The organism is Sphingomonas sp. 8AM (assembly GCF_902506455.1).
GTDB lineage: Bacteria > Pseudomonadota > Alphaproteobacteria > Sphingomonadales > Sphingomonadaceae > Sphingomonas.
Map to the genome: position 1 here is coordinate 3,151,895 of NZ_LR733844.1, position 22,252 is coordinate 3,174,146.

The window sequence follows — 22,252 nt, forward strand, 5'->3', positions numbered from 1 at the left end:
ACCTTCGTCATTGCGAGCGTAGCGAAGCAATCCAGAGCGGCACGCGCGCGGCTCCGGATTGCCGCGTCGCTCCGCTCCTCGCAATGACGAGTGGTCACGACACCCTCTCCCCCTGCGCGTGCTGGGTTTCGATCCGCTCGACCAAGCCGTCCTTGAAGTGGACGACGGTGCGCGCGAAGGCGGCCATGTCGGGTTCGTGGGTGACCATCAGCACGGTGATCCCGCTCTCGCGATTGAGGTCGGTAAGCAATTCCATGATCTCGATCGAGCGCTCCGAATCGAGGTTTCCGGTCGGCTCGTCGGCGAGCAGCACGTCCGGGCGGGTGACGATCGCGCGCGCGATCGCAACGCGCTGCTGCTGCCCGCCCGACAGTTCGGCGGGGGTGTGATCCCACCAGCGATCGAGCCCGACCTTTTCCAGAGCGGCCATCGCGGTCGCGCGGCGCGCGCGCTTCTCGTCACCGCGGTACAGAAGCGGGAGTTCGACATTCTCGAGCGCGGTGGTGCGGCTGAGCAGGTTGAAGCCCTGAAACACGAAGCCGAGATAGCGGCGGCGGAGCAACGCGCGCTCGTCGCGGTCGAGTGTCTCGACATGATGGCCGCGGAACAGGAACGTTCCCGCCGAGGGCACGTCGAGACAGCCGAGGATGTTCATCGTCGTCGACTTGCCCGATCCCGACGGCCCCATCACCGCCACGAAATCGCCCGTCGCGATATCGAGGTCGACGCCCTTGAGCGCCTGGAACTGCGTCGCGCCCTGACCATAGACCTTGGTCACATTGCGCAAGGCGATCAGCGGCGCCTCACTGGCCACGCGACCGGCCGCCCTTCGCCGCGCCGCCCGCTGCGCCCGCGCTCTCGCCCGCCGCGAGTTGCCCGGTGATGACCTGCTGGCCCGGCTGGAGCGCGCCGGCGGTCACCTCGGTCAGCGTGCCGTTGGTGTCGCCGGTCGTCACCTGCACCGGCTGCGGCGTGCCGTCCGCGCCCTGGACGTAGACCGTCTGCGTCGCGCCGCGCCCGAGCGTCGCGCTGCGCTGCGCGGCGTTGCGGCGCGGCGGGCCGGCGAGGATCGTGCCGGTGATCCCACCGCGCTTGCCGCCGCCAGCACTCGGCTTGAAGCGGAAGGCGGCATTGGGGACGAGCAGTACGTTCTGGCGGTCGGCGGTCACGATGTCGGCGGTGGCGGTCATACCGGGGCGCAACTGCAAGGTCGGGTTGGCGACGGTGAGGTCGGCGGCATAGGACACCACCTGCCCGGTCGTGCTGGTGCTGCCGGTGCTGCTCGACGACGAGGCGGTCGCGTTGCTGACGGTCAGGTTGGAGCCGAGGTCGACGCGGGTGATCGCAGCCGGGAAGGTCTTGCCGGGGAAGGCGTCCACGGTAAAGGTCGCCTTCTGCCCGACCTGCACCTCGCCGACGTCGGCCTCGTCGATCGCGACCTCCAGCTTCATGCGCGTCAGGTCCTCGGCGATCACGAACAAGGTCGGCGTGTTGAACGACGCCGCGACGGTCTGGCCGGGATCGACCTGCCGCGCCAGCACCACGCCGTTGACGGGCGAGCGGATGATCGCCCGCGCGCGCTGCGTCTGCTGCTGCGACAATTGCGCGCGCGCGGCGGTGACGTTCGCCTCGGCGACGTTGAGCGCGGCCTTCGCGCGCTGCGCGTCGGCCTGTCCGGTCTGCAATTCGGTCTTCGACGGCACGCGGCCCTTTGACAGACGATAGACTTCGTTGAGCCGTGCGAGCTGTGCCTGCGATTCCGCCAGCGTCGCGCGCGCCTGCGCCACCTGCGCCTCGTTGGCGGCGAGCGTCGCCTTGGCGGCGTTGATCTGGTCGTCGATCTGCTCGGGATCGATCAGCGCGAGCGGCTGACCGGCGGTGACACGATCGTTGACGTCGACCACGACCTTGGTGACGAGCCCCGAGAGCTGCGAGCCGACGGTCACCTGATTGGTCGGCGCCAGCTTGCCGGTCGCCGACACCGAGACGGTCAGCCGCCCGCGCGTCACCGGGGTGGTGGCGTAATCGACCTTGTCGGGATCGCCGAACACGCAGCGCGACAGCAGCAGCCCGACCAGCACGACGGCCGCGAGCACCAGCACCCATTTGCCCCAGCGCCGCCACGCCGGCTGCGGCTTCACACCGAGGAAATCGTCGAGATTGGGGTCGGCCATCAGGGATTCCTGTTGGTGGTGCCGGGGGTGGAGGGAAGTGGTCTGCTCGCCGGGTCCGTTCATCGTGTTCTTCGAGTGGAACAAGTCGGACGTTACCCCGGAAGCGGCGTCGATCCTCGACAACGCGGTCACCCAGTACCAGAGCTGCAACAACGCGCAGGTCATGCTGGCTGGTTACACCGACACCTCGGGTTCGGCGAAGTACAACGTGGGCCTTTCGCAGCGTCGTGCAGACGGCGTGAAGGCGTACCTCGCGTCGAAGGGTATCCCCGACGGCGTGATGACGACCGAAGCGTTCGGCGAGACCAAGCTGCGCGTCGAGACCGCCGATGGCGTCCGCGAAGTGCAGAACCGTCGCGTCGAGATCACCTACGGTCCGGGTTCGGGTCAGTAAGGTCGATCACTTCGGTGACCGGAAAAAGGGAGGTCGGCGCAAGCCGGCCTCCTTTTTTGTTGTGGGTGGATCGCGTGAGCCGGCGGTGGTCTTGCGTCTTTGACCGCCTCCGTTTCGTTGCGGAAATAGCGGCTTCAGCCCACCGCGATTGCGAACCCAGCGAAGCAATCCAGAGCCGGATCAGGACGCCCTGGATTGCTTCGCTACGCTCGCAATGACTAACAGCGCGACCCTAGCTTTCAGGTGTCACCGGCTCCGGCTGCGATCACCGCCGCCAGCCAGTCCGGTACGCGTGCCTCGCCGAGCGCATCGACACGGCGCAGTGTGACCATCCATCCCAGCTCGGGATAGGCCGAACGCCTTCGCGCGTCGCTTTCGTCGATCGGCGCGACGACCAGCCGACGCCGAACCTTGTCGCGATGATGCATGCGCGCAGTATTCTCCTGCCCGACGTAGCAGCCCTTGGTGAAGCTGACGCCGTTCAACTCGCGCGCATTCGCCTCGAGCCACAGCGTCTCGCCCGATCCGAGATCGGCTACCCCCTCGGCCACCCCAAGCGACAGGCGACGCGCGTGCCAATCAGCCGCAGCCGATGCGGGCGGCGCAAGCCAGCGGGCTCCGAGCGCCGCCAGCCGCGGGTCGAGGGTCGGTCCCGAGGCGTCGCGGCTCCAATGCACTGCCAGCCCGTCCTCTGGCGCGATCGTGATCGCGCGGCGCAGGCGGTACATCGTCAGGCGCCGCGCGATCGCGTCACGCTGCTCCCGCTCGACGTCGAGCAGGAGGTCGTCGCCGTCCGCCCAGACGATCAGGTCGAACAGCGCCTTGCCCTGCGGGGTCAGCAATCCCGCCCAGACCGGAAGCGCGCCGGTGACATCGTTGGTCAGCAGGCCCTGAAGAAAGCCGCGCACATCCTCGCCGGACAACCGCAGCAGCGCGCGGTCGGCCAGCATCGTCGCCGGGGTGGTATCGTCCATGACGCCAAGGTAGGGAGAGCGGCGACCCCGCGAAAGAGCCGGAAAGGGCTGACGATGGCGACCTACGATCTCCTGCTGACCGGTGGCACGGTGCACACGCCCGGTGGCCCAGTCGTCGCCGATGTCGGCGTGCGCGACGGGCGGATCGTCGCGATCGGCGCGCGCGGCGATGCGGGGCGGACGATCGACTGCGCCGGGCTCGATATCCTGCCCGGCGTCATCGACACGCAGGTGCATTTCCGCGAGCCGGGGCTGGTCCACAAGGAAGACCTCGCCACCGGCAGCGAGGCCGCGGTGATGGGCGGCGTGGTCGCGGTGTTCGAGATGCCGAACACCAAGCCCAACACCGACTCGGCCGAAGCGATCGAGGACAAGCTGACCCGCGCCAGGGGGCGGATGTGGTGCGACCATGCCTTTTACGTCGGCGCGACCAACCATAATGCGCGCGATCTCGCCGAGCTGGAGCGATTGCCGGGCACCGCGGGGGTGAAGATCTTCATGGGCGCGTCGACCGGCGACCTGCTGGTCAGCGAGGATGCGCGGCTCGCCGAGGTGCTGGCGAGCGGGCATCGGCGGGTCGCGATCCATGCCGAGGACGAGGATCGCATGAATGCGCGCGCCGGCGAGCGCGTCGAGGGCGATCCGTCGTCGCATCCGGTGTGGCGCGACGACGAGAGCGCGCTGCTGGCGACGACGCGTATCCTGCGGCTGGCGCGCGCGGCGCGGCGGCGCATCCACGTCCTGCACGTCACCACGCCCGCCGAGCTGGAGCTGCTCGGGCAGAACAAGGACATCGCGACCTGCGAGGTGACGCCGCAGCACCTGACGCTGGCCGGCGAGGAGGCCTATCCGCGGATCGGCACGCTGGCGCAGATGAACCCGCCGATCCGCTCGGGCGCACACCGCGACGGGCTTTGGTACTGGCTCAACCAGGGCGTGCCGGACGTGATCGGTTCCGATCATGCGCCGCACACGCTGGAGGAGAAAAGCAAGCAATATCCGGCGAGCCCAAGCGGGATGCCGGGCGTTCAGACGCTGCTCCCGCTGCTGCTGGATCATGTCGCGCATGGCCGGCTGACGCTCCAGCGCGTGATCGAGCTGACCAGCGCGGGTGCGCAGCGGATCTTCGGGCTGACCGGCAAGGGGCGGATCGCGGCGGGTTACGATGCCGACTTCACGATCGTCGACCTCAAGAAGCGCTGGACGATCGAGGAGCGCTGGCTCCGCTCGCGCGCGGGCTGGTCGCCGTTCACGGGCATGGAGCTGACCGGCAAGCCGATCGGGACGATCGTGCGCGGGCAGGTGGCGATGTGGGAGGATCAGCTCGGCGAGGCGCCGCAGGGTGCGCCGATCCGCTTCGAGACGACCGGCTTCCCCGGCGGGCGGCGCTGACGCGCCGCCGGTCGGGCGCGCGTCAGAAGGGAAGCCACTTCGACGTTTCGGTGAACTTCATGTAGCCGACGTTGACCCCGGCGCGCCACCCGACGCCGAGCCGGACCGGGATCAGCACGACATTGCCCTTGCGCAGATAGGTCGCGGCGAATCCGCCGACGAAATACAGCCGCCCTTCGGCGCCCGGAAAGCGCGTGAACAGATCGTGCGAATCGTAAAGGTTGTAGACGAGCACGAACACCTTGTTCGCATCGCCGCCGACGTCGAAGCCGACCGACGGCCCGGTCCAGTAGACCGGGCGCTGCCCCTCGACCTTGTGAGTCATGATTCCCGAGCCATAACGGACGCCGAGGATGAATGCCCCCGACGCCTCGCGCCCGGCGATATAGGCGTTCGGTTCGCCCTGATCCTTGAGGATGCTTTCGATGATCTGCCCAAATCCTTCCGCGCCCTTGCCGAACACGCCCTCGCCTGCGGCAATCAGATCGTCGCGCTTGTAGGTCGCGGCGGCGGTAGTCGTCGCGTCCGCACGCGTTTCCGATCCCGGTGTGGGCGCCGCGGTTTGCGGTGGGGGTGCAGGATCCTGTGGCGGCGTTGCCGGGAGCGGACGCGCCGGCGCGGGCGCGGTCGGCGTCCTGACGCTGCGCGGCGGCACGGTGGTGACGTCGCCATCGATCGCGGCATTCGGGTCGATCGTCCGCACCTGCGCCGCGGCGCCCAGCGGCGCGCCGATGAGCGCGGCGACCAGCATCGCCACCCCGACGCCGTGTTGTGCGATCCGCTTCATGCCTGCCCCCTCGATCATCGCCGGGTTATAGGCGGTTTGCTGCTGTCGCGGCAATGAACGGCACGACGACCCGAGTCGGACGCGCGATATGCGGAAATCGCGCGCACCCGGTTGATCGCCGCGATTGCTCTCGCTATAGCCGCGCCTCACGCCGACCCGGAGACGTGGGTGAGTGGCTGAAACCAACGCTTTGCTAAAGCGTCGTACGGGAAACCGTACCGAGGGTTCGAATCCCTCCGTCTCCGCCAAACCTTGACAGCACAGCTACTCCCCTTCGGCCTTCAGCTGCGGCGGATCAGTGCGCGCGCGAGGCGGCGGTCTTCCAGCGAATAGTACAGCCAGATCGCGCCCGCCGCGTCGACGACCACAGCGGCGGCGAAGGCGATGTCGGTCGCGGCTCGGTCGTCCACCGGCGGTGGCGTGACCAGCGGCTGGATGCCGCGCGCCACCACGTGCGTATAGTCGGCGTCGAACGCGACCCAGCCGATCCGCCAGCGCGCATCGCGCGTCGCACCGTTGTAGAACATCACCGGTGTCGTCGGATCGTCGGTCAGCAACGGGCCGGTGGAGAGATGCCAGTCGTCCCAGCTGTCGGTGCGCGGCATGAAGGGCGTAGGCTGCTCGTTCCACGGCCCGCCCGGCGCGGTGCCGATCGCCAGCCCGACGCGCGACGCCTCGTCGGCGGCATATTCGTAGAACAGCCGCCAGCGCCCGTCCGGCGTGCGGTCGATCGTCGCTTCCTTGGTGTTGCCCTCCGACTTGGTGGACGCGAGCGCAACGCCGCTCTTGATCAGGCGGTCGAGCGTCGGGCCGGTCGCATAGGAAAGTTCGCTGTGGGCCTGATCGGCGCGGACACCCGAGTAATAGACGATATAACCGTCGTCGCCACGGATGACAGTCGGGTCCTCGACACCGCCGGCGTCATGATCGCCGGGGCCGGGCGCGAGCGAAGGCGCGTCCAGCATCGTGAAATGCACGCCGTCGTCGCTCCACCCGCTCCAGATCAGCCCGGTGTCGGTCAGCGGCGCATCCGGACGGACGACGGCGCGAACCATCAGCCCCCAGCGCCCGTCAGGCTCGCGCCAGACATAGGGGCTCATCAGATCGCGCTCCATCAGCGCAGGCGGGCCCTGCAACGCTACCGTCTCGATCCGCTTGACGTTGAAGTCGAGCGCGACGTCGGAGCCGGCGACGACATCCTTGCGGTGCGGATCCGCGATCGTGTCGTCGGTCATGCGCCGAGCGCCTGCATCAGCGACAGCCCGCCGTCGATGACGATCCGCGCGCCGGTGATGTAGCGCGCCCGGTCGGAGGCGAGGAACACGGCGAGGTCGGCCACCTCGTCCGGTTGCCCGGCACGGCCGAGCGGAATGTTCTTCTCCAGCGTCTGGCGATAGCGCGCGTCCTGCTCCGCGCGCGCGTTCATCGGTGTCAGGATCATGCCCGGCTCGATCGCATTCACGCGCACGCGATGCGGCGCCTCCTCGATCGCCAGCGTCTCGACCAGATTGGAGAGCCCGCCCTTGGCCGCGCAATAATCGGCGCCCCCGGCGCGGACAGCATAGGCGTGGATCGACGAGATGTGGATGATCGCCGCATCGCTGGACGCATCGCCGCGGCCGGTGAGGAAGCGCCGCGAGGTGAGGAACGCGCCGGTCAGGTCGGTGTCGAGCAGCCGCCGCCATTGCTGAAGCGTCATCGCGCGGACCGTTACGCCGCTCATGTTCAACCCGGCCGAATTGACGAGGACGTCGGCCGGCCCCCATTCGGCTTCGACGGCAGCGTAGGCCGTATCGACCGACCCTTCGTCGTCGACATGCGCCTGAACGGTCAGCGCGGTGCCGCCCGCCGAGCGGACGACCCCGGCCGTCACCTCGGCGGCGGCGCGATCCGCATAATAGAGGATCGCGACGCGGTCGCCGCACGCGCCGAATGCCGCGGCGCAGGCGGCGCCGATGCCCGATTCCGCGCCGGTGACGATGATCGTTCGCTGGGCCATGGGCTATGTCTCCCGTGATGGACGCAGCGCCTAACGCGCATCAGGGCAAAACGTCCCCGGGTGAATCCCGGACGTTTCTTGTAAACAAAAATGAAAGCGTTAAGCCTCTTGGCAAAGGCGGCTTCGGGCGCGCGACAATTCGGGAGAGTGAAGATGCGTTGGACGATGGGCATCGCGGCGGCGCTGGTGGTGATGGCACCGGCGACCGCGCTGGCGAAGGACAACGGCCTCACTGCTGCCGAGCGTGCGCAGGGCTGGAAACTGCTGTTCAACGGGCGCGACCTGACGGGCTGGGGAGGGTTCGGCGGCGGCGCGGCGCCCTCGACCTGGACGGTGCGCGACGGGACGCTGCTGCTGACCAAGGCCGACGGCAAGATGAGCGGCACCGACCTCGTCACCGCCGAGCCCTATGGCGCGTTCGAGCTGACGCTGGACTGGAAGGTCGAGAAGGGCGGCAACAGCGGCGTGCTGTATCTGGCGCGCAACGTCCCGGGTGCACCGTTGCTCTACGAGAGCGGGCTGGAGATGCAGGTGCTCGACGACGTCGGTCATTCGGACGGCAAGATCCCGACCCATCGTGCCGGATCGTTGTACGACATGACGGTGCCGCCAGCCGGTATCGCCAGGCCAGCGGGCAGCTGGAACCATGCGCGGCTGTTCGTCGAGAACGGGCGCATCCGGCAGTGGCTGAACGGCACGCCGACCGCTGACGTCTCTTATGGCGACGACGCCTGGCGGCAGCGGGTGGCGGGCTCGAAATTCGCCAAGATGCCGCACTTCGGCACCTTCGACAGCGGGGTGATCGGGCTGCAGGATCATGGCGAGCCGGTGGCGTTCCGCAACATCAAGCTACGGCGGATCGGTGCGTCGGCGACCGGGGCCGCCCGGTGACCGCGGCGGGGGGCGACGGTTCGGTTGATGTCATCATCGTCGGCTCCGGCGCGGCGGGCGGGATGGCGGCCTATACGCTGACCAAGGCCGGCGTGCGCTGCCTGATCCTCGAGGCCGGGCGCGATTACGATCCACAGGCCGAGGTCAACATGTTCGCCCCCGAAAGCGACGCGCCACTGCGCGGGACCGGCACCCCCGACAAGCCGTTCGGCTATTTCGATGCAACCGTGGACGGCGGCTGGCAGGTCGAGGGCGAGCCGTACACGATGACCGAGGGCAGCGACTTTCGTTGGTATCGACCGCGAATGCTGGGCGGGCGCACCAACCATTGGGGACGCCACGTGCCGCGGTTCGGCGCCTATGACTTCAAGCCGTTCTCCCGCGACGGGCTCGGGGCGGACTGGCCGATCGGCTATGACGATGTCGCGCCCTTCTACGACCGCGTCGAGCGGATGATCGGCGTCAACGGCGGCGCGATCGGGCTGGAGAACCATCCGGACTCGCCCGCCGGCTGCCTGATGCCGCCGCCCAGGCCGCGCGTGCCGGAAATGCTCATCACCGCGGCGGCGGAAAGCCTCGGTATTCCCGTGCGCGCGGCGCATACCGCGGTGCTGACCCGCGACATGCCCGACAAGGTCGCACCGCGCAGCGCCTGCTTCAACGCGACGCCGTGCACGCGCGGTTGCACGATCGGCGCGATGTTCCAGACGACCACCTCGCTGCTGCCGATGGCGAAGGCGACCGGCCGCTTGCGCGTCGTCACCGACGCGATGGTGTCGCGCGTCGTGATGGGCAAGCGCGGCCGGGCGGCGGGGGTCGAGTATGTCGACCGCAAGACCGGGCAGCGCCATCAGGTGACGGCGCGCGCTGTGGTACTGGCGGCGGGCACCGGCGAGACGACGCGGCTGTTGCTTAATTCGGGCGAACAGGGGCGCGGGCTCGCCAATTCGTCGGGCGAGCTGGGGCGCAACCTGACCGATTCGACCGGCGCGTCGTTCCGCGCCTTCATCCCCGGCCTCGCCGGGCGTCCGCGCTACAACGAGGACGGGATCGGCGGGCAGCACATCTATATCCCTTTCTGGCTGTACGAGCAGCAGAAGCGCGGCGAGCTGGACTTCGCGCGCGGCTATCATTTCGAGATCGGCGGGCGGTTCGGCGTGCCCTCGGAGGCGGCGCTGCCGCGCGTCTGGGGCAAGGACCTGAAGCAGGCGGTGCGCAACGCCTCGGGGGCGACGATCAACCTGACGTTGCGCGGCGAGATGATCCCCAACAAGGACACGTTCTGCGAGATCGATCCGAACGTGAAGGACAAGTTCGGCATCCCGGTGCTGCGCTTCGCGTTCCGCTGGTCCAGACACGAGGTCAATCAGGTCGCGCACGGCCGCCGTGCCGCGCATTCGGTGTTCCAGCGACTGAACGGCACGATCCTCGACCCCGATCTGCCGCCCGAGCAGATCATGACCGCGGGTGGCGAGATTATCCACGAACTCGGCACCGCGCGGATGGGCGCCGATCCGAAATCGTCGGTGGTCGACAGCTATGGCCAGACCTGGGACGTCGACAATGTCGTGCTGATGGACGGCGCGACGTTCGCGTCGGGGCCGCACAAGAACCCGACCCTCACCATCCTCGCGCTGGCGCTGCGCGCGTCGGAGCGCCTCGCCACCCGTCTGTCGTCAGGAGCGCTGGCATGACCTTCACCCGCCGCACGACGCTGCAATGGCTCGCCACCGCGACGGCGCTGTCGCTTGCCAACCGCGGGGCGGTCGCTGCCGCCACGCCGCCGGCGACCGGCGCGCCGCCGCCGTTCAAGGTCGTCGACTGGCCGGCGAGCATCGCGCCGATGGCCCCGGCGAAAGGCTATGGCCGCGACCCCGATCTGACCGCGCCCAAGGTGCCGTGGTCGCTGACGCTGACCAGGTCGCAGCGTGCGACGGTCGACATGCTCGGCGACATGATCCTGCCCGCCGATGCCGCCTCGCCGGGGGCGGGGACGCTGGGGGTCGGTGCGTTCATCGACGAATGGATCAGTGCGCCCTATCCGCAGCAACAGGCCGATCGCGCCAAAATCATCGCCGGGCTGGCGTGGCTCGATGCGCAGAGCCGGGTGCTGCACGGCGGCGCCTTCACCGCGGGCACGGCGGCGCAGCGCACGACCTTGCTCGACGCGCTGACCGTCGCGACACCCAGCGCGGCGATGGCGCAACCGGTCGCGTTCATGGACCGGCTCCGCAACCTGTTCGTGCTCGGCTTCTACAGCCTGCCCGAGGGCAAGGCGGATATGGGCTATATCGGCGACCAGCCGACCGAGGGGCCGTATCCCGGCCCGACGCCCGAGGCGCAGGCGCATTTCACCGCACTGCTGGCGACGTTGAAGCTGACCCTGCCGGCAACCGCGGCGCGGGGGTAGGCGCACGCGCCACCTGCCTCCGTCATCCCGGACGTGATCCGGGAACCCGCTTCTTCCTGCCGGCACAAGCAGCGGGGCCCCGGCTCAAGGCCGGGGTGACAGAGGAGGAGCTTGGCGTGGCAAGGAAGCGCCCGCGACGGGGCCCGCTACTTCGCCGCCTTGCGCAGCGCCAGCCGCACCAGCGCGTCCAGCGATGCGCCATCGCCCAGCTCGTCCTCCGCCGCCGCGACCGCGCTCGCCGCCTCCGCCGGGCGGAAGCCGAGGTTGAGCAGCGCCGACACCGCGTCGGACCCGGCGCCGACCGGCACCACCTGCGCCGCCGCCGATGGCCCCAGCGCGACTCCGCCGACCTTGTCCTTCAACTCGCGGACGATCCGTTCGGCCAGCTTGGGGCCGACACCGTTGGCACGCGCCACCGTCGCCTTGTCCTGCGCCATCACCGCGCGGCTGATGTCGGCGGGCTCCAGCGCCGAGAGGATCGCCAGCGCCACGCGCGCCCCGACCCCTTGCACCCCGGTCAGCAACCGGAACCAGTCGCGCTCGGCCGCGCTCGCAAAGCCGACCAGCCGGATGAAGTCCTCGGCGACCAGCATTTCGGTGAACAGGGTAGCGGCCTCGCCGATCGGGCCGATCGCCGCCATCGTCCGCGCCGATGCGCCGACCAGATAGCCGACCCCGTGCACGTCGATCACCGCATGGTCGGTGCCGGTCGAGGTCAGGATGCCCTTTAGATGCGCGATCATGGGCAAGGGCGGTAGAACAAAGCGGGGGCTGCGTCACGGGGGCTGTGATGGCGAACAGCCGTTGCCTTTGAGTCGCCGTCACCCCTGACCTGTTCCGGGGGTCACCGCGTCGCTTAGCCGATGGCCTGTGGTCGTGCCGAGCGGTGGATGCCGGCACACGCCCGGCCTGACGTCTGCAGAGTCGAAGTGCTTGCGCCAATCTTGTCGTCATTGCGAGCGTAGCGAAGCAATCCAGGGCGTTTTGGTCCGGCCCTGGACTGCTTCGCTACGCTCGCAGTGACGAGAGGGGGCTCGATCGAACCGCCCACTGCTTCAAATCAGGCGACCGCCTTCTTCAGCGCGTCGACCAGATCGGTCTTTTCCCAGGTGAACAGGTCGCCCTCGGCATCACGGCCGAAGTGCCCGTACGCCGCGGTCTTCGAATAGATCGGCTTGTTGAGCGACAGATGCTCGCGGATACCCTTCGGGGTCAGGCGCACCAGCTGCGGCAGCGCCGTCTCCAGCTTCGCTTCCTCGACGGTGCCGGTGCCGTGCAGGTCGACATAGACCGACAGCGGCTCGGCAATGCCGATCGCATAGGAAAGCTGGATCGTGCAGCGCTTGGCGAGGCCTGCGGCAACGACGTTCTTCGCCAGATAGCGCGCGACATAGGCCGCCGACCGGTCGACCTTGGTCGGGTCCTTGCCGCTGAACGCGCCACCGCCGTGCGGCGCCGCGCCGCCGTAGGTGTCGACGATGATCTTGCGCCCGGTCACGCCGGCGTCGCCGTCCGGTCCACCGATCTCGAACTGGCCGGTCGGGTTGATGTAGATCTTGGTGGCGTCGTCGATGAAGCCGTCAGGCAGCACGTCCTTGAACGCGCCCATCACGTAATCGTGCAGGACCTTGTACTTGGCGGCGTCGGCATTGTCGCCCTTCTCGCAATAACCCGGCGCATGCTGCGTCGAGACGACCAGTGCGGTCGCCTTGACCGGCACGCCGTTCTCATACTGCAACGTCACCTGGCTCTTGGCGTCGGGCTCGAGGAAGGGCGCCGCGCCCGAATGGCGGTCGGCGGCGAGCCGCTCGAGGATCTTGTGGCTGTAGTAGAGCGTGGCGGGCATCAGGCCGGGGGTCTCGTCGGTCGCATACCCGAACATGATGCCCTGGTCGCCCGCGCCCTCGTCCTTGTTGCCGCTCTCGTCGACGCCCATCGCGATATGCGCCGACTGGCCGTGCAGTTCGTTCAGGAAGCGGAACTCGTTCCAGTGGAAGCCCGACTGCTCATAGCCGATGCGCTTCACGGTCGCGCGGACGGTCGCCTCGATTTCTTCCTCGATCCCCGGCGCCCACTGGTCGTTCTCGTAGACGCCCTTGCCGCGGATCTCGCCCGCCAGCACGACGAGCTGGGTGGTGGTCAGCGTCTCGCACGCCACGCGCGCCTCGGGGTCCTTGGACAGGAACAGGTCGACGATCGAATCCGAAATCTGGTCCGCGACCTTGTCGGGATGGCCTTCGGACACCGACTCGGACGTGAAGATGAACGACTGACGCATGGAGGCTCCGGGAGATAACGATATAAAGATAGCTTTATGTCGTTACCGCGATCGACGCCGCAACGCAAATGCGACGAGCGTCAGGACCGTCCCGACCAGCAACGCCATCCAGTTTCCGAGCCGGGAGAAGAGCGTAGCGACGTGGGCGGGCGGGATCGGCACGACGATCGCGCCGCTGACATCGCGCGGGACAGCCGCCAGCACCGCGCCGTTCGCGGCGATCACCGCAGAAATACCGGTTGGCGTGTCGCGGATCACGGGCAGCCCTTCCTCGATCGCGCGCAGTCGCGCCTGTGCGAGAAACTGCGGCGAGCCCCAATTGCCGAACCAAGCGTCGTTCGAGGGATTGAAGATCAGCCGTGGGCGCTGTGCCGGGTCGACGACCTGCCCCGAGAAGATGATCTCGTAGCAAAGCTGCATCCCGATCGCGCCGAATCCCGGCACCGCCATTGTCCGCGGCCCCGGCCCCGGCGCGAAGTCCATGTCGCCCGGCACCAGCCGCGACAGGCCCAGCGGCTTGAGCAGCCACGGCATCGGCAGATACTCGCCATACGGCACCAGATGCGCCTTGTCGTAGCGTCCACGAATCCGCCCGCGCGCATCGAGCGCGAACACCGAATTGCTCGCGGTCGTCACGTCGCCCTTGCTGTCGAATTGCAGCGCGGTGCCGCCGGTCAGCAGCATGTCACGAGGGCCCAGCACCGACGCCATCCGCGTCCGCGTCCGCCACGGGCTGGCGTTGCCGTAGACCCAATAGGGGTAATCATCCTCGATGAAGTCGCGAATCACGCCCTCGGGCCACATCACCAGCCGGGGCGCCGCGCCGGGGGTGCCCGACAGCCGCAACAGCCGCGCGAGCATCATGGCCTGATCGCTCTCGCCGCGCTGGTCCTGTGGCACATTCGGCTGCACGACGACCAGTGTCGGCGCGGTCGCGGCGGCGGGCGCCGGTGCCGATCGATAGCTGAGCAGCTCCGCCACGGTCAGGATCGCGAACGCGACCACGCCGATAGCGATCTGTTTGCGCCCCGCGGGCAGCAGCAACAGCCCCCCGGCCACCGCGACGGTGAGGCCCGACAGCGCATAGGTGCCCACCAGCGTCGCCAGCCACGCCACCGGCTGCACCGGCACCCACATCACCGCCAGCGGGTCCCACGCGTAACCGGTGAACAGCCAGCTCCGCATCCACTCGGTCAGGATCCAGCACGCACCGAACAGCAGCACGAACCCGGCGTCGATTCGCGCCCTTCGCCCACGCCACGCCAGCCCCGCGCACAGCGCCGGGAACACCGCCAGATACAGCGCCAGCGCGAACGGCGCGGCATAGCCCAGCCAGTGCGGCATCTGGTCCTGGAAGGTGAAGGCATGCTGGAACCAATTGTCGTTGATCGTGAAATGCCCGACCCCGAACGCCCAGCCACGCCACAGCGCCTGGCCGCGCGTCGGCGCGGCATGGACCAGCGCGATCCAGCCGGCGAAAGCGGCGACCGCCAGCCACCACAATTCCAGCGGCGCGAACCCGCATGCAGCTGCGGCGCCCAGCAACAGCGCGCCGAGCGCCGGATAGCGCCGCGGAAACGCTTCGATCGAGGAACGATAGGACAGGGCAGGGCTTCCTTTGCCGCGGGTTACGATCGCCTCCTGCGACGCCGCGCGCGGCACCGCAAGCCATGCGCGCGAGGTAGGACGTGACGATGACGCTTGCGAGGCGTATCAGTACAGCATGACACGTCATGGATGGAGCGCATGAGCAAGCCGATTGAAGTGGACCTGCCGCACCAGCTCGGCGTCGCCGGCGCCCGCGCGCGGATCGAGGGCGGGTTCGACAAGCTCGCCGGCTATATCCCCGGCGGGCATGTCAGCGAGCATCGCTGGGACGGCGACACGCTGCATTTCGTGATCGAGGGGATGGGCCAGCGTGTCGCGGTCCAGCTCGATGTCACCGAACGCAACGTCCACGCGCTGTTCGAGCTGCCCGGGCTGCTCGGCATGTTCGGCGAGCAATTGCGCGCGAAGCTGCAGAAGGACGGGCCGAAGCTGCTGGCGTAACCGCCGCCAAACCGACCGTCGCCTCTGCGCAGGCAGGGGCCCATGTCTGTGTTGTCCGTCGATCGGGCTGACACACAGCGTGACAGCCATTTGTCAGATGGCGCGCGGCACGACACAGCCATGGGCCCCTGCCTGCGCAGGGGCGACGGGCATTCGGCCACGGTGTTTACTTTGCCGCCGCAGCCCCCTTCGGCACCACCGCCATCGTCCAGTCCTTCTCCGGCTTCAGATATCTCGCCGCGGTCGCCTGCAACAGCGCGGGGGTGATCGTTGTGAAGTCACTTACCAGGCTCTGGCTCGCCTCGATCCGCTTCGGGTCGAACGTCCCGCCGCTGGTCTGGAGCAGCCAGAACTGGTTCCCGGACGAGGCGCGCGCCATATATTGCAGCATCGGCACGATCGTCCGGCGCAACTCGTCCTCGCTGACCGGCGTCGACACCAGCTCGCTCGCGATCTGGCGCGACAGCTGGAAGAACAGCGGTACCTTGTCGGGCGCGACCTTGCCGATCGCGATCAGCCGTCCGCCGCCCGGCTGCCCGACCGGCCACTGGCTCTGCGCGCTCGGCGAGTAGCTCGCCCCCGCTGCCGAGCGCAGCCGGTCGAACAGGCGGTCGTTGAACACCGCCGCCAGCACGTCGAGCCGTCGCTGCTCGGCATGATCCGCCGAGCCGCCGCCGGTCGGCCACGCGATCACTGCCGCGGCCTGATTGTCGTCGCCATCGTGCGTGCGCAGCACCGGCTGCGCGACATGCGCGGGGAAGCGCACCGCTGGCGAGCGCGGATCGTCCGCACGCCGCGCCTTGAGCGCGCCGAAGCTCTTGGCCACCGCCGCGATCGCCTCGTCGCCCTTCACGTCGCCGAAGATATCGACCTCGATCGGCCCGGTGGCGAGCAGCGGCTGCCACAATTTCTTGAACGCGCCAGCATCAAGCTGCTCGATCTGCTGCAGCGTCGGAACGCCCCAGCGTGGATCGCCGTCGCGCAGCAGCCCTTCAAGATCGCGCGCCAGCACCCCGTCGGGTGACGACGACAAACCGGCATAGCCTGCCAGCATCGCCGCGCGCGCGCGCGCCACCGGCGCCTTGTCCCAGCGTGGCGCGGCCAGCTTGGCGGCCATCAGCGTCAGATTGTCCGCATAATCGCCCGGCGTGGTCTGCGCGCCGAACAGGAACGCGTCGTCGCCGATGTCGAAATCCAGCCCCATCCGGCGTCCGGTGGTCAGCTGGTCGAGGTCGCTCTGGTTGAGCGTGCCGATCCCGCTGGCGATCAGCGCCGTGTCGCCGGCCCACGCCGGGGTCGGCCGGTCGCCGGGCAGCGCCTGATAGCCGCGCCCGAAGCGCACGCGCAGATAGACGCGCCCGGTTTCGGAGGCATTGGGATAGATCAGCGCGCGAACACCATTGGCGAACGTCACCTGCTCCATCGGCGGATCGCCGACCCGCGCCTGCGCGACCGCCTTGCCGGGCTGCCCGAGCTTCGGGACGCGCGAGAAATCGACTGCCGCCTGCTGCGTGCGCTTGCCAGCCAGCTTCGAGACGTCGGCCTTCATCGCCGCCGCCAGCTTCGCCGCCGCCGCCGGATCGGCGGTGCGGGTGTTGACCAGCGCGCGGTCCGCATCGCCCTTGAACAGCCGGTTGGTCGACTCGACCATCGCCGCGGGGGTGAACATGCCCTTGGTGCGCGCCTGCTTCAGGATATCGTAGCTGGTCTGCGGCCCGGCGACCGTCTCGCGGATGTCGAGCGCGCTGACCATGTCGTCGGCCTGTTTCGCGCCCGCCTCGACGCGCGCGGTGTCGACGTCGTTCTTCATCGCGGCGTCGAACTCGGCCAGCTCGCGGTCGATCTCGCCCTGCGTCGGCGCGGTGGCCATCGCATCGGCGATCACACCGCGCACGTCTTTCAGCGCGCCCTCCCAGTCGGTGCCAATCGGGATGACGTTGGTGAAGGTGCCGTTGGCCGAGCGCGAGACGTCGTCGAGCGAGACCGACGCCTGCAGGAAGCTGCCCCCGGCGCGCGCCCGCGTTTCCAGCCGGCGGTTGATGAGCCGCATCGCGAGCTGGTCGACCATCCGCTTCTGGTTGAAGATCATCGTGTCGCTCTGGTACTTCCAGGGGCGTAGCACCGCAGTGGCGACGATCGGCGGCAACGATGGCTCGGCGATCGTCTTGACGATCGGGTCGCCGGTCCGCGGGGTGCCGAAATCGGGATCGGCGGGGTTCGGTCCCTTGCCCTGCCAGCCGCCGAAATTCTTGACGACCAGCTTGGCCGCGACCTCCGGGTCAATGTCGCCCGAGATGATGACAACCGCGCGCGACGGGCGGTACCATTTGTCGTGAAAGGCCTGCACGCTGGCCGGGTTCGCCGCCTCCAGCGTCTTGATCGTCCCGATCGGCGAGCGGCTGGCGAGCGGTTGCCCCGCGAAGAACGTCTCGCGCAGCATGTCGCCATAGCGGACCTGCGGCCCCGGTGCCTCGCGCTGCTCCGCAAGCACCGCTGGGCGCTCGGCGGCGAGCCCGGCGTCGCTGATCGCGGGTGCGGCCATCATGCCCGAGAAGATCTTGAGGCTCTCGTCGAGTTTGACGTCGGTCGCGCCGGGCAGGTCGAGCTTGTAGACGGTCTGCGTCGGGGTGGTCGAGGCGTTCGAATCGCTGCCGAAGGTCGCGCCGAATCGCTGCCACACGCGCTTGGCCTCGCCATCGGGAACGTATTTCGAGCCGCGGAACGACAGATGCTCGATCAGATGCGCGAAGCCCTGTTCGGCGTCGGTTTCGTACAACGAGCCGGCGTCGATGCGGACGCGCACCGCGACTTGCCCCGGCGGCACCGAATTGCGCCGCACCGCATAGCGCAGCCCGCTGGGCAGCGCGCCGAACTGCCAGTTGGTGTCGGGCGGAATGTCCGAGTCGGCGAACAACCACGGACGGGTGTCGACCGTGATCGGCGCGGCCGCCTGCGTGGGGACGGAGTTGGTCGCGACCGGCGCGCGCCGCGCGCGCTGCTGCGCGGGAAGCGGCAGCGCGACGGAGACGAGCAGGAGGGCGACGAGCGGCTTCGCGAGCGCGCGCGAATAAGAATGCATCCGGCGATTGTAGGGACGGCGAAGGCGCGCGGCAACGGCTGCCCGCCTTTCCTTCGCCGTGGTGCGCCACGTTCTGGCCGCGATGCGGGTTTATTCGCCGCCGCTTTCCAGCTGTTCGGGGGCGGGCAACGGATTGATCGACAAGCGAATAATGAAGTCCGACCTCAGTATTTCCGTTTCGGGATCGCTGGCCGCGTGCCCATCGTCCGCGCTGGTCGCCGAACCCGGTCGCCCGTGGCCGGTCCGCCTCGGCAAGCGGCTGCGCGGAACGTTCGACCGGCTGATCGCGGGATCGTCACTGGTCGCCAACGCGCCGGTCCTCGACGTGCGTGATTTCGTCTGGACCGCGCTGCTCCGCGACCAGTGGCAGGACATACTCGCCGAGGCGCGCACGGTCGCGTTGGTCGCGCCCAGCCTCGCCACCATTTCGCCCGATCACCGCGCGATCGCCGAGATCGGCAAATGGCGGTCCTATTTCCTGTGGGGCTATGGCTATCGCATCGACGACAATCTGACGCGCTGCCCGCGCACGCGCGACGTGCTGGCGAGTATTCCCGGTCTTGCCACCGCCTTTTTCTCGATCCTTGCGCCCGGCACGCACATCCCGCCGCATCGCGGCGTATCGAAGGGACTGATCACCTGTCATCTCGCGCTGATCGTTCCCCGCGCCGGCGACGTGCGGATGCGCGTCCAGGATCGGATCGTCCGCTGGTCAGAGGGCGAGACCCTGGTGTTCGATGATACCTACGATCACGAGGTCTGGAACGACACCGACGGTACGCGGGTGGTGCTGCTGATCCAGTTCGAACGCCCGCTGCGCCGCCCCGGCAAATGGATCGCCGACCTGTTTCTCGGCGCGGTCCGCCGCTCCGCCTTCGTGCAGGAGGCGCGCGCGAACATCGCCAGATGGAATGCGGTGGTGGAGCAGATGGACGGCTGACCATGGGGCGGGAACGACGACCTATCCGGCCCGAAACGATCGCTTTCGCCCTGCGTGCTTGATCCGGCGCGCCGCACGCGCCACATCGCCGCCATGCTGATCGAAACCGAAGCCACGCCCAACCCGGCGACGCTCAAGTTCCTGCCCGGCCGCACCGTCATGGATGCCGGCACGCGCGACTTCGCCACCCCCGAGGAGGCGGAGGCAAGCCCGCTGGCCGACGCGCTGTTCGGGCTGGGCGACGTGACGGGCGTGTTCTTCGGGCGCGACTTCGTGTCGGTAACGGCGGCGCCCGGCGTCGACTGGCGCAATCTCAAGCCGGACGTGCTCGCGATCCTGATGGATCATTTCACCGCGCAGATGCCGCTGTTCCGCACCGGCGGCGCCGGCTTCAGCGTTCCGGCCGAGGAAGAGACCTTTGCCGAGAACCCCGAGGACGCCGACATCGTCGCGCAGATCAAGGAACTGATCGATACGCGCGTCCGCCCGGCGGTCGCCAATGACGGTGGCGACATCGTCTATCGCGGCTTCGACCAGGGCAAGGTGTTCCTGCGGATGCAGGGCGCGTGTGCCGGCTGCCCGTCGTCGAGCGCGACGCTCAAGAACGGCATCGAGCAACTGCTGCGCTACTACGTGCCCGAAGTGACCGAGGTCCGCGCGGTCTGACCGCGCGCCGTCCTTCCCGACAATTGGAGTTCCCGATGGCCGCCCCGCTCGACGACCAAGCGCTCGACCAGCTGTTCCGCACCGCGCGCACCTTCAACCATTATCGTGACGAGCCGGTCGGCGAGGACACGCTGCGCGCCTTGTGGGACCTGTTGAAGATGGCGCCTACCTCCGCCAACCAGCTGCCGGCACGGTTCGTGTGGTGCGTGTCGGACGAGGCGAAGGCGACGCTCGCCGCGGCCTGTTCGGACACGAATCGCGACAAGGTGCTCAAGGCACCGGTTAGCGTCGTGATCGGCATGGACGTCGAGTTTCACGACCATCTCCCCGAGCTGTTCCCGCACGTCGATGCCAAGAGCTGGTTCGACGGCAATCGCGAGTTGCGGGAGGCGTCGGCGTTCCGCAACTCGTCGTTGCAGGGCGGCTATCTGATCCTCGCCGCGCGCGCGCTGGGGCTGGATGTCGGACCGATGTCGGGCTTTGATGCCGGCGCGGTCGACAAGGCGTTCTTCGCCGATACGCCCGCGGTGCGCACCAACTTCATCGCCACCCTCGGCTATGGCGACGCCGCAACGCTTCACCCGCGCAACCCGCGCCCGGCGTTCGAGACCTTCAACCGCCTCGCCTGATGCGCACCCTGGTGATCGACACCGCGACCGCCGCCTGCTCGGTCGCGCTGTTCGAGGACGAGCGACTGATCGCGCACACGCATGACGTGGTCGGGCGCGGCCATGCCGAGCGGCTGGTGCCGATGATCGCGGCGCTGCCTGACGGCGGGCGCGCGGACCGGGTACTGGTGGATGTCGGCCCGGGCAGCTTCACCGGCATCCGCGTCGGGATCGCCGCCGCGCGCGCGCTCGCGTTCGGCTGGGGGGCGGAGGTCGCGGGCTATGGCGCGCCGTCGCTGGTCGCGGTCGCCGCGCTCGCCGTCGACCCGCGCCCGCTTGCGGTGGTGATGGAAGGCGGGCACGGTGAGGTCTTCATGCAGGGCTTCACCGCTCCCTTCGCCGCGCTCGACGCACCCCGCTCGTTGACCCCGGCGGCGGCGCTGGCCGCGCTCGTCGGCCGCCGCGCGATCGGCAGCGGCACGCGCTGGCTCGCCGCGCTCGTCGCCGATGTGCCGCTCGACGAGACCTTGCCCGACGCCCGCCATGCGCTGCTGCTGCCGCCCGCGGCGCGGGCGCTAGCGCCGGTGCCGTTCTACGGCCGCGCGCCCGACGCGAAGCTGCCCGCCGTGGCGACCCCGACCGCCGTATGACCACGCGGGTGCGGCTGATCGAGCTGGCACCGGGCGGCGCGGGCGACGCCGAGGCGGTCGATCGCATCATGCTCGCCGCCTTCGACCCGCGTTATGGCGAGGCGTGGACGCGCAGCCAGTGTATCGGCATCCTCGCCATGCCCGGCGTCTGGTTGACGCTGGCGCGAGTCGACGAGGCGGTGGTCGGCTTCGCGCTGGTCCGCGCGATCATGGACGAGGCCGAATTGCTGCTGATCGCGGTCGACCCGCCCGCGCGTCGCAGCGGCGTCGGTGCGGCGTTGCTGCGCGGGGTGATCGCCGAATGCGAGGGGCGCGGCGTGGCGAAGCTGCATCTGGAAGTGCGCGCCAACAACCCGGCGGTCGCGCTCTACGCCGCGCACGGCTTCCGCCACGCCGGGGTGCGCCGCAACTACTATCGCGGTCGCGACGGACTGGCGTTCGACGCGCACACCTATGCGCGCGCGCTCGAAATCCACCGATAATCGGTTTTTGCGAGTCGGTAGCGCTTTTCGCAACAAGCCCGATCCATTACATGGCGGGCATGGCTCGCAAGATCGATCTCGAAGCGCTGTGTCACGAAAAGGGCCTGCGTATCACCGAACAGCGCCGCGTTATCGCGCGCGTCCTGTCCGAGGCGGAGGACCATCCCGACGTGGAAAAGGTCTATGCGCGCGCCTCGGCGATCGATCCCGGCATCTCGATCGCGACGGTCTATCGCACCGTGCGGCTGTTCGAGGAGGCGGGCATCCTCGACCGGCATGACTTCGGCGACGGCCGCGCGCGCTACGAGCCCTCGCCCGAGGCGCATCACGACCATCTGATCGACGTCGAAACCGGCAAGGTGATCGAATTCGTCGATCCCGAGCTTGAGCTGCTGCAAAAGGCGATTGCCGAGCGGCTCGGCTTCCGGCTGGTTGACCACCGCATGGAATTGTACGGCGTCGCGCTCCGCAGGGACTGA

Annotated in this window: 21 protein-coding genes, 1 tRNA gene and 1 pseudogene; 13 read left to right on the forward strand and 10 right to left on the reverse strand. The window is 68.8% G+C overall.

Annotated features, from left to right (window positions below; genetic code table 11):
• Positions 1-94: 94 nt before the first annotated feature.
• Together BACI71_RS14880 and BACI71_RS14885 are read right to left on the reverse strand one after the other, a co-directional pair.
• Entirely contained in the window at positions 95-814 is a 720-nt protein-coding gene (locus BACI71_RS14880; RefSeq protein ID WP_159759911.1) for an ABC transporter ATP-binding protein, read from the reverse strand.
• Positions 804-2,174, reverse strand: coding sequence for an efflux RND transporter periplasmic adaptor subunit (locus BACI71_RS14885; protein WP_159759913.1), 1,371 nt, complete (start codon positions 2,172-2,174; stop codon positions 804-806). Before BACI71_RS14885 ends, BACI71_RS14880 begins: the two co-directional genes overlap by 11 nt.
• A gap of 43 nt (positions 2,175-2,217) precedes the next feature.
• Between BACI71_RS14885 and BACI71_RS14890 the strand changes: the two are divergent.
• Positions 2,218-2,568: pseudogene (locus tag BACI71_RS14890) on the forward strand (OmpA family protein); the annotation flags it as partial.
• Between the two features lie 239 nt (positions 2,569-2,807).
• On the opposite strand, the gene ygfZ reads toward BACI71_RS14890, so the two are convergent.
• Complete coding sequence (gene ygfZ / locus BACI71_RS14895) at positions 2,808-3,542, reverse strand: CAF17-like 4Fe-4S cluster assembly/insertion protein YgfZ (RefSeq protein WP_159759915.1); 735 nt, start codon at positions 3,540-3,542, stop codon at positions 2,808-2,810.
• A gap of 54 nt (positions 3,543-3,596) precedes the next feature.
• Here ygfZ and BACI71_RS14900 point away from each other — a divergent pair, with 54 nt between their 5' ends.
• Positions 3,597-4,934, forward strand: a complete 1,338-nt coding sequence (locus BACI71_RS14900) for a dihydroorotase (protein ID WP_159759917.1) — start codon at positions 3,597-3,599, stop codon at positions 4,932-4,934.
• A gap of 22 nt (positions 4,935-4,956) precedes the next feature.
• Here BACI71_RS14900 and BACI71_RS14905 read toward each other — a convergent pair whose 3' ends face one another.
• Entirely contained in the window at positions 4,957-5,721 is a 765-nt protein-coding gene (locus tag BACI71_RS14905) for a DUF1134 domain-containing protein (protein ID WP_159759919.1), read from the reverse strand.
• Positions 5,722-5,879: 158 nt separating this feature from the next.
• Between BACI71_RS14905 and BACI71_RS14910 the strand changes: the two genes are divergently transcribed.
• Positions 5,880-5,969, forward strand: a tRNA-Ser gene (locus BACI71_RS14910).
• Positions 5,970-6,002: 33 nt separating this feature from the next.
• On the opposite strand, the gene BACI71_RS14915 is transcribed toward BACI71_RS14910, so the two are convergent.
• Both BACI71_RS14915 and BACI71_RS14920 read right to left on the reverse strand, forming a co-directional pair.
• The gene (locus BACI71_RS14915) at positions 6,003-6,956 is read right to left on the reverse strand and encodes a glycosidase (RefSeq protein WP_159759921.1); all 954 of its coding nucleotides are present in this window, start codon (positions 6,954-6,956) and stop codon (positions 6,003-6,005) included.
• Positions 6,953-7,720 (reverse strand): SDR family oxidoreductase, encoded by a 768-nt coding sequence (locus tag BACI71_RS14920; protein WP_201297389.1) that lies wholly within the window; start codon positions 7,718-7,720, stop codon positions 6,953-6,955. Before BACI71_RS14920 ends, BACI71_RS14915 begins: the two co-directional genes overlap by 4 nt.
• Before the next feature lie 153 nt (positions 7,721-7,873).
• Between BACI71_RS14920 and BACI71_RS14925 the strand changes: the two genes are divergently transcribed.
• From BACI71_RS14925 to BACI71_RS14935, 3 genes are read left to right on the forward strand one after another with little or no spacing between them, the layout of a single operon-like run.
• The gene (locus tag BACI71_RS14925; protein WP_159759923.1) at positions 7,874-8,611 is read left to right on the forward strand and encodes a 3-keto-disaccharide hydrolase; all 738 of its coding nucleotides are present in this window, start codon (positions 7,874-7,876) and stop codon (positions 8,609-8,611) included.
• Positions 8,608-10,305, forward strand: a complete 1,698-nt coding sequence (locus BACI71_RS14930) for a GMC family oxidoreductase (RefSeq protein ID WP_201297390.1) — start codon at positions 8,608-8,610, stop codon at positions 10,303-10,305. The genes BACI71_RS14925 and BACI71_RS14930 overlap by 4 nt, the downstream gene beginning before the upstream one ends.
• Positions 10,302-11,021 (forward strand): gluconate 2-dehydrogenase subunit 3 family protein, encoded by a 720-nt coding sequence (locus tag BACI71_RS14935; RefSeq protein WP_159759925.1) that lies wholly within the window; start codon positions 10,302-10,304, stop codon positions 11,019-11,021. Before BACI71_RS14930 ends, BACI71_RS14935 begins: the two co-directional genes overlap by 4 nt.
• Positions 11,022-11,167: 146 nt before the next feature.
• Here the strand turns inward: BACI71_RS14935 and ruvA are convergent, their stop codons facing one another.
• From ruvA to lnt, 3 genes are all read right to left on the reverse strand, one after another.
• On the reverse strand, positions 11,168-11,764 hold the full coding sequence (gene ruvA, locus BACI71_RS14940; protein ID WP_159759927.1) for a Holliday junction branch migration protein RuvA: 597 nt from the start codon (positions 11,762-11,764) through the stop codon (positions 11,168-11,170).
• Between the two features lie 317 nt (positions 11,765-12,081).
• Positions 12,082-13,299: a methionine adenosyltransferase gene (gene metK, locus BACI71_RS14945; RefSeq protein ID WP_159759929.1), complete on the reverse strand. Its 1,218-nt coding sequence runs from the start codon at positions 13,297-13,299 to the stop codon at positions 12,082-12,084.
• Between the two features lie 42 nt (positions 13,300-13,341).
• Positions 13,342-14,886: an apolipoprotein N-acyltransferase gene (gene lnt, locus BACI71_RS14950; RefSeq protein ID WP_159761249.1), complete on the reverse strand. Its 1,545-nt coding sequence runs from the start codon at positions 14,884-14,886 to the stop codon at positions 13,342-13,344.
• 159 nt (positions 14,887-15,045) lie between these two features.
• Between lnt and BACI71_RS14955 the strand changes: the two genes are divergently transcribed.
• Positions 15,046-15,348 carry a polyhydroxyalkanoic acid system family protein gene (locus BACI71_RS14955; RefSeq protein WP_028967200.1) on the forward strand — a complete coding sequence of 101 codons (303 nt, stop codon included), beginning with the start codon at positions 15,046-15,048 and terminating at the stop codon, positions 15,346-15,348.
• Positions 15,349-15,514: 166 nt separating this feature from the next.
• On the opposite strand, the gene BACI71_RS14960 is transcribed toward BACI71_RS14955, so the two are convergent.
• Positions 15,515-18,427 carry a M16 family metallopeptidase gene (locus tag BACI71_RS14960; RefSeq protein WP_159759931.1) on the reverse strand — a complete coding sequence of 971 codons (2,913 nt, stop codon included), beginning with the start codon at positions 18,425-18,427 and terminating at the stop codon, positions 15,515-15,517.
• Between the two features lie 151 nt (positions 18,428-18,578).
• Between BACI71_RS14960 and BACI71_RS14965 the strand changes: the two genes are divergently transcribed.
• The 6 genes from BACI71_RS14965 to BACI71_RS14990 all read left to right on the forward strand — a co-directional run bounded on the left by BACI71_RS14965 (position 18,579) and on the right by BACI71_RS14990 (position 22,252).
• The gene (locus tag BACI71_RS14965; RefSeq protein WP_159759933.1) at positions 18,579-19,367 is read left to right on the forward strand and encodes an aspartyl/asparaginyl beta-hydroxylase domain-containing protein; all 789 of its coding nucleotides are present in this window, start codon (positions 18,579-18,581) and stop codon (positions 19,365-19,367) included.
• Positions 19,368-19,460: 93 nt separating this feature from the next.
• A complete protein-coding gene (locus tag BACI71_RS14970) occupies positions 19,461-20,033 on the forward strand; it encodes a NifU family protein (RefSeq protein ID WP_159761251.1) in 573 nt (190 codons plus the stop codon).
• Between the two features lie 35 nt (positions 20,034-20,068).
• The gene (locus BACI71_RS14975; protein WP_159759935.1) at positions 20,069-20,662 is read left to right on the forward strand and encodes a malonic semialdehyde reductase; all 594 of its coding nucleotides are present in this window, start codon (positions 20,069-20,071) and stop codon (positions 20,660-20,662) included.
• The gene (tsaB, locus tag BACI71_RS14980; RefSeq protein WP_159759937.1) at positions 20,662-21,291 is read left to right on the forward strand and encodes a tRNA (adenosine(37)-N6)-threonylcarbamoyltransferase complex dimerization subunit type 1 TsaB; all 630 of its coding nucleotides are present in this window, start codon (positions 20,662-20,664) and stop codon (positions 21,289-21,291) included. The genes BACI71_RS14975 and tsaB overlap by 1 nt, the downstream gene beginning before the upstream one ends.
• Positions 21,288-21,773, forward strand: coding sequence for a ribosomal protein S18-alanine N-acetyltransferase (rimI, locus tag BACI71_RS14985; RefSeq protein ID WP_159759939.1), 486 nt, complete (start codon positions 21,288-21,290; stop codon positions 21,771-21,773). The genes tsaB and rimI overlap by 4 nt, the downstream gene beginning before the upstream one ends.
• A 59-nt stretch (positions 21,774-21,832) precedes the next feature.
• Entirely contained in the window at positions 21,833-22,252 is a 420-nt protein-coding gene (locus tag BACI71_RS14990; RefSeq protein ID WP_159759941.1) for a Fur family transcriptional regulator, read from the forward strand.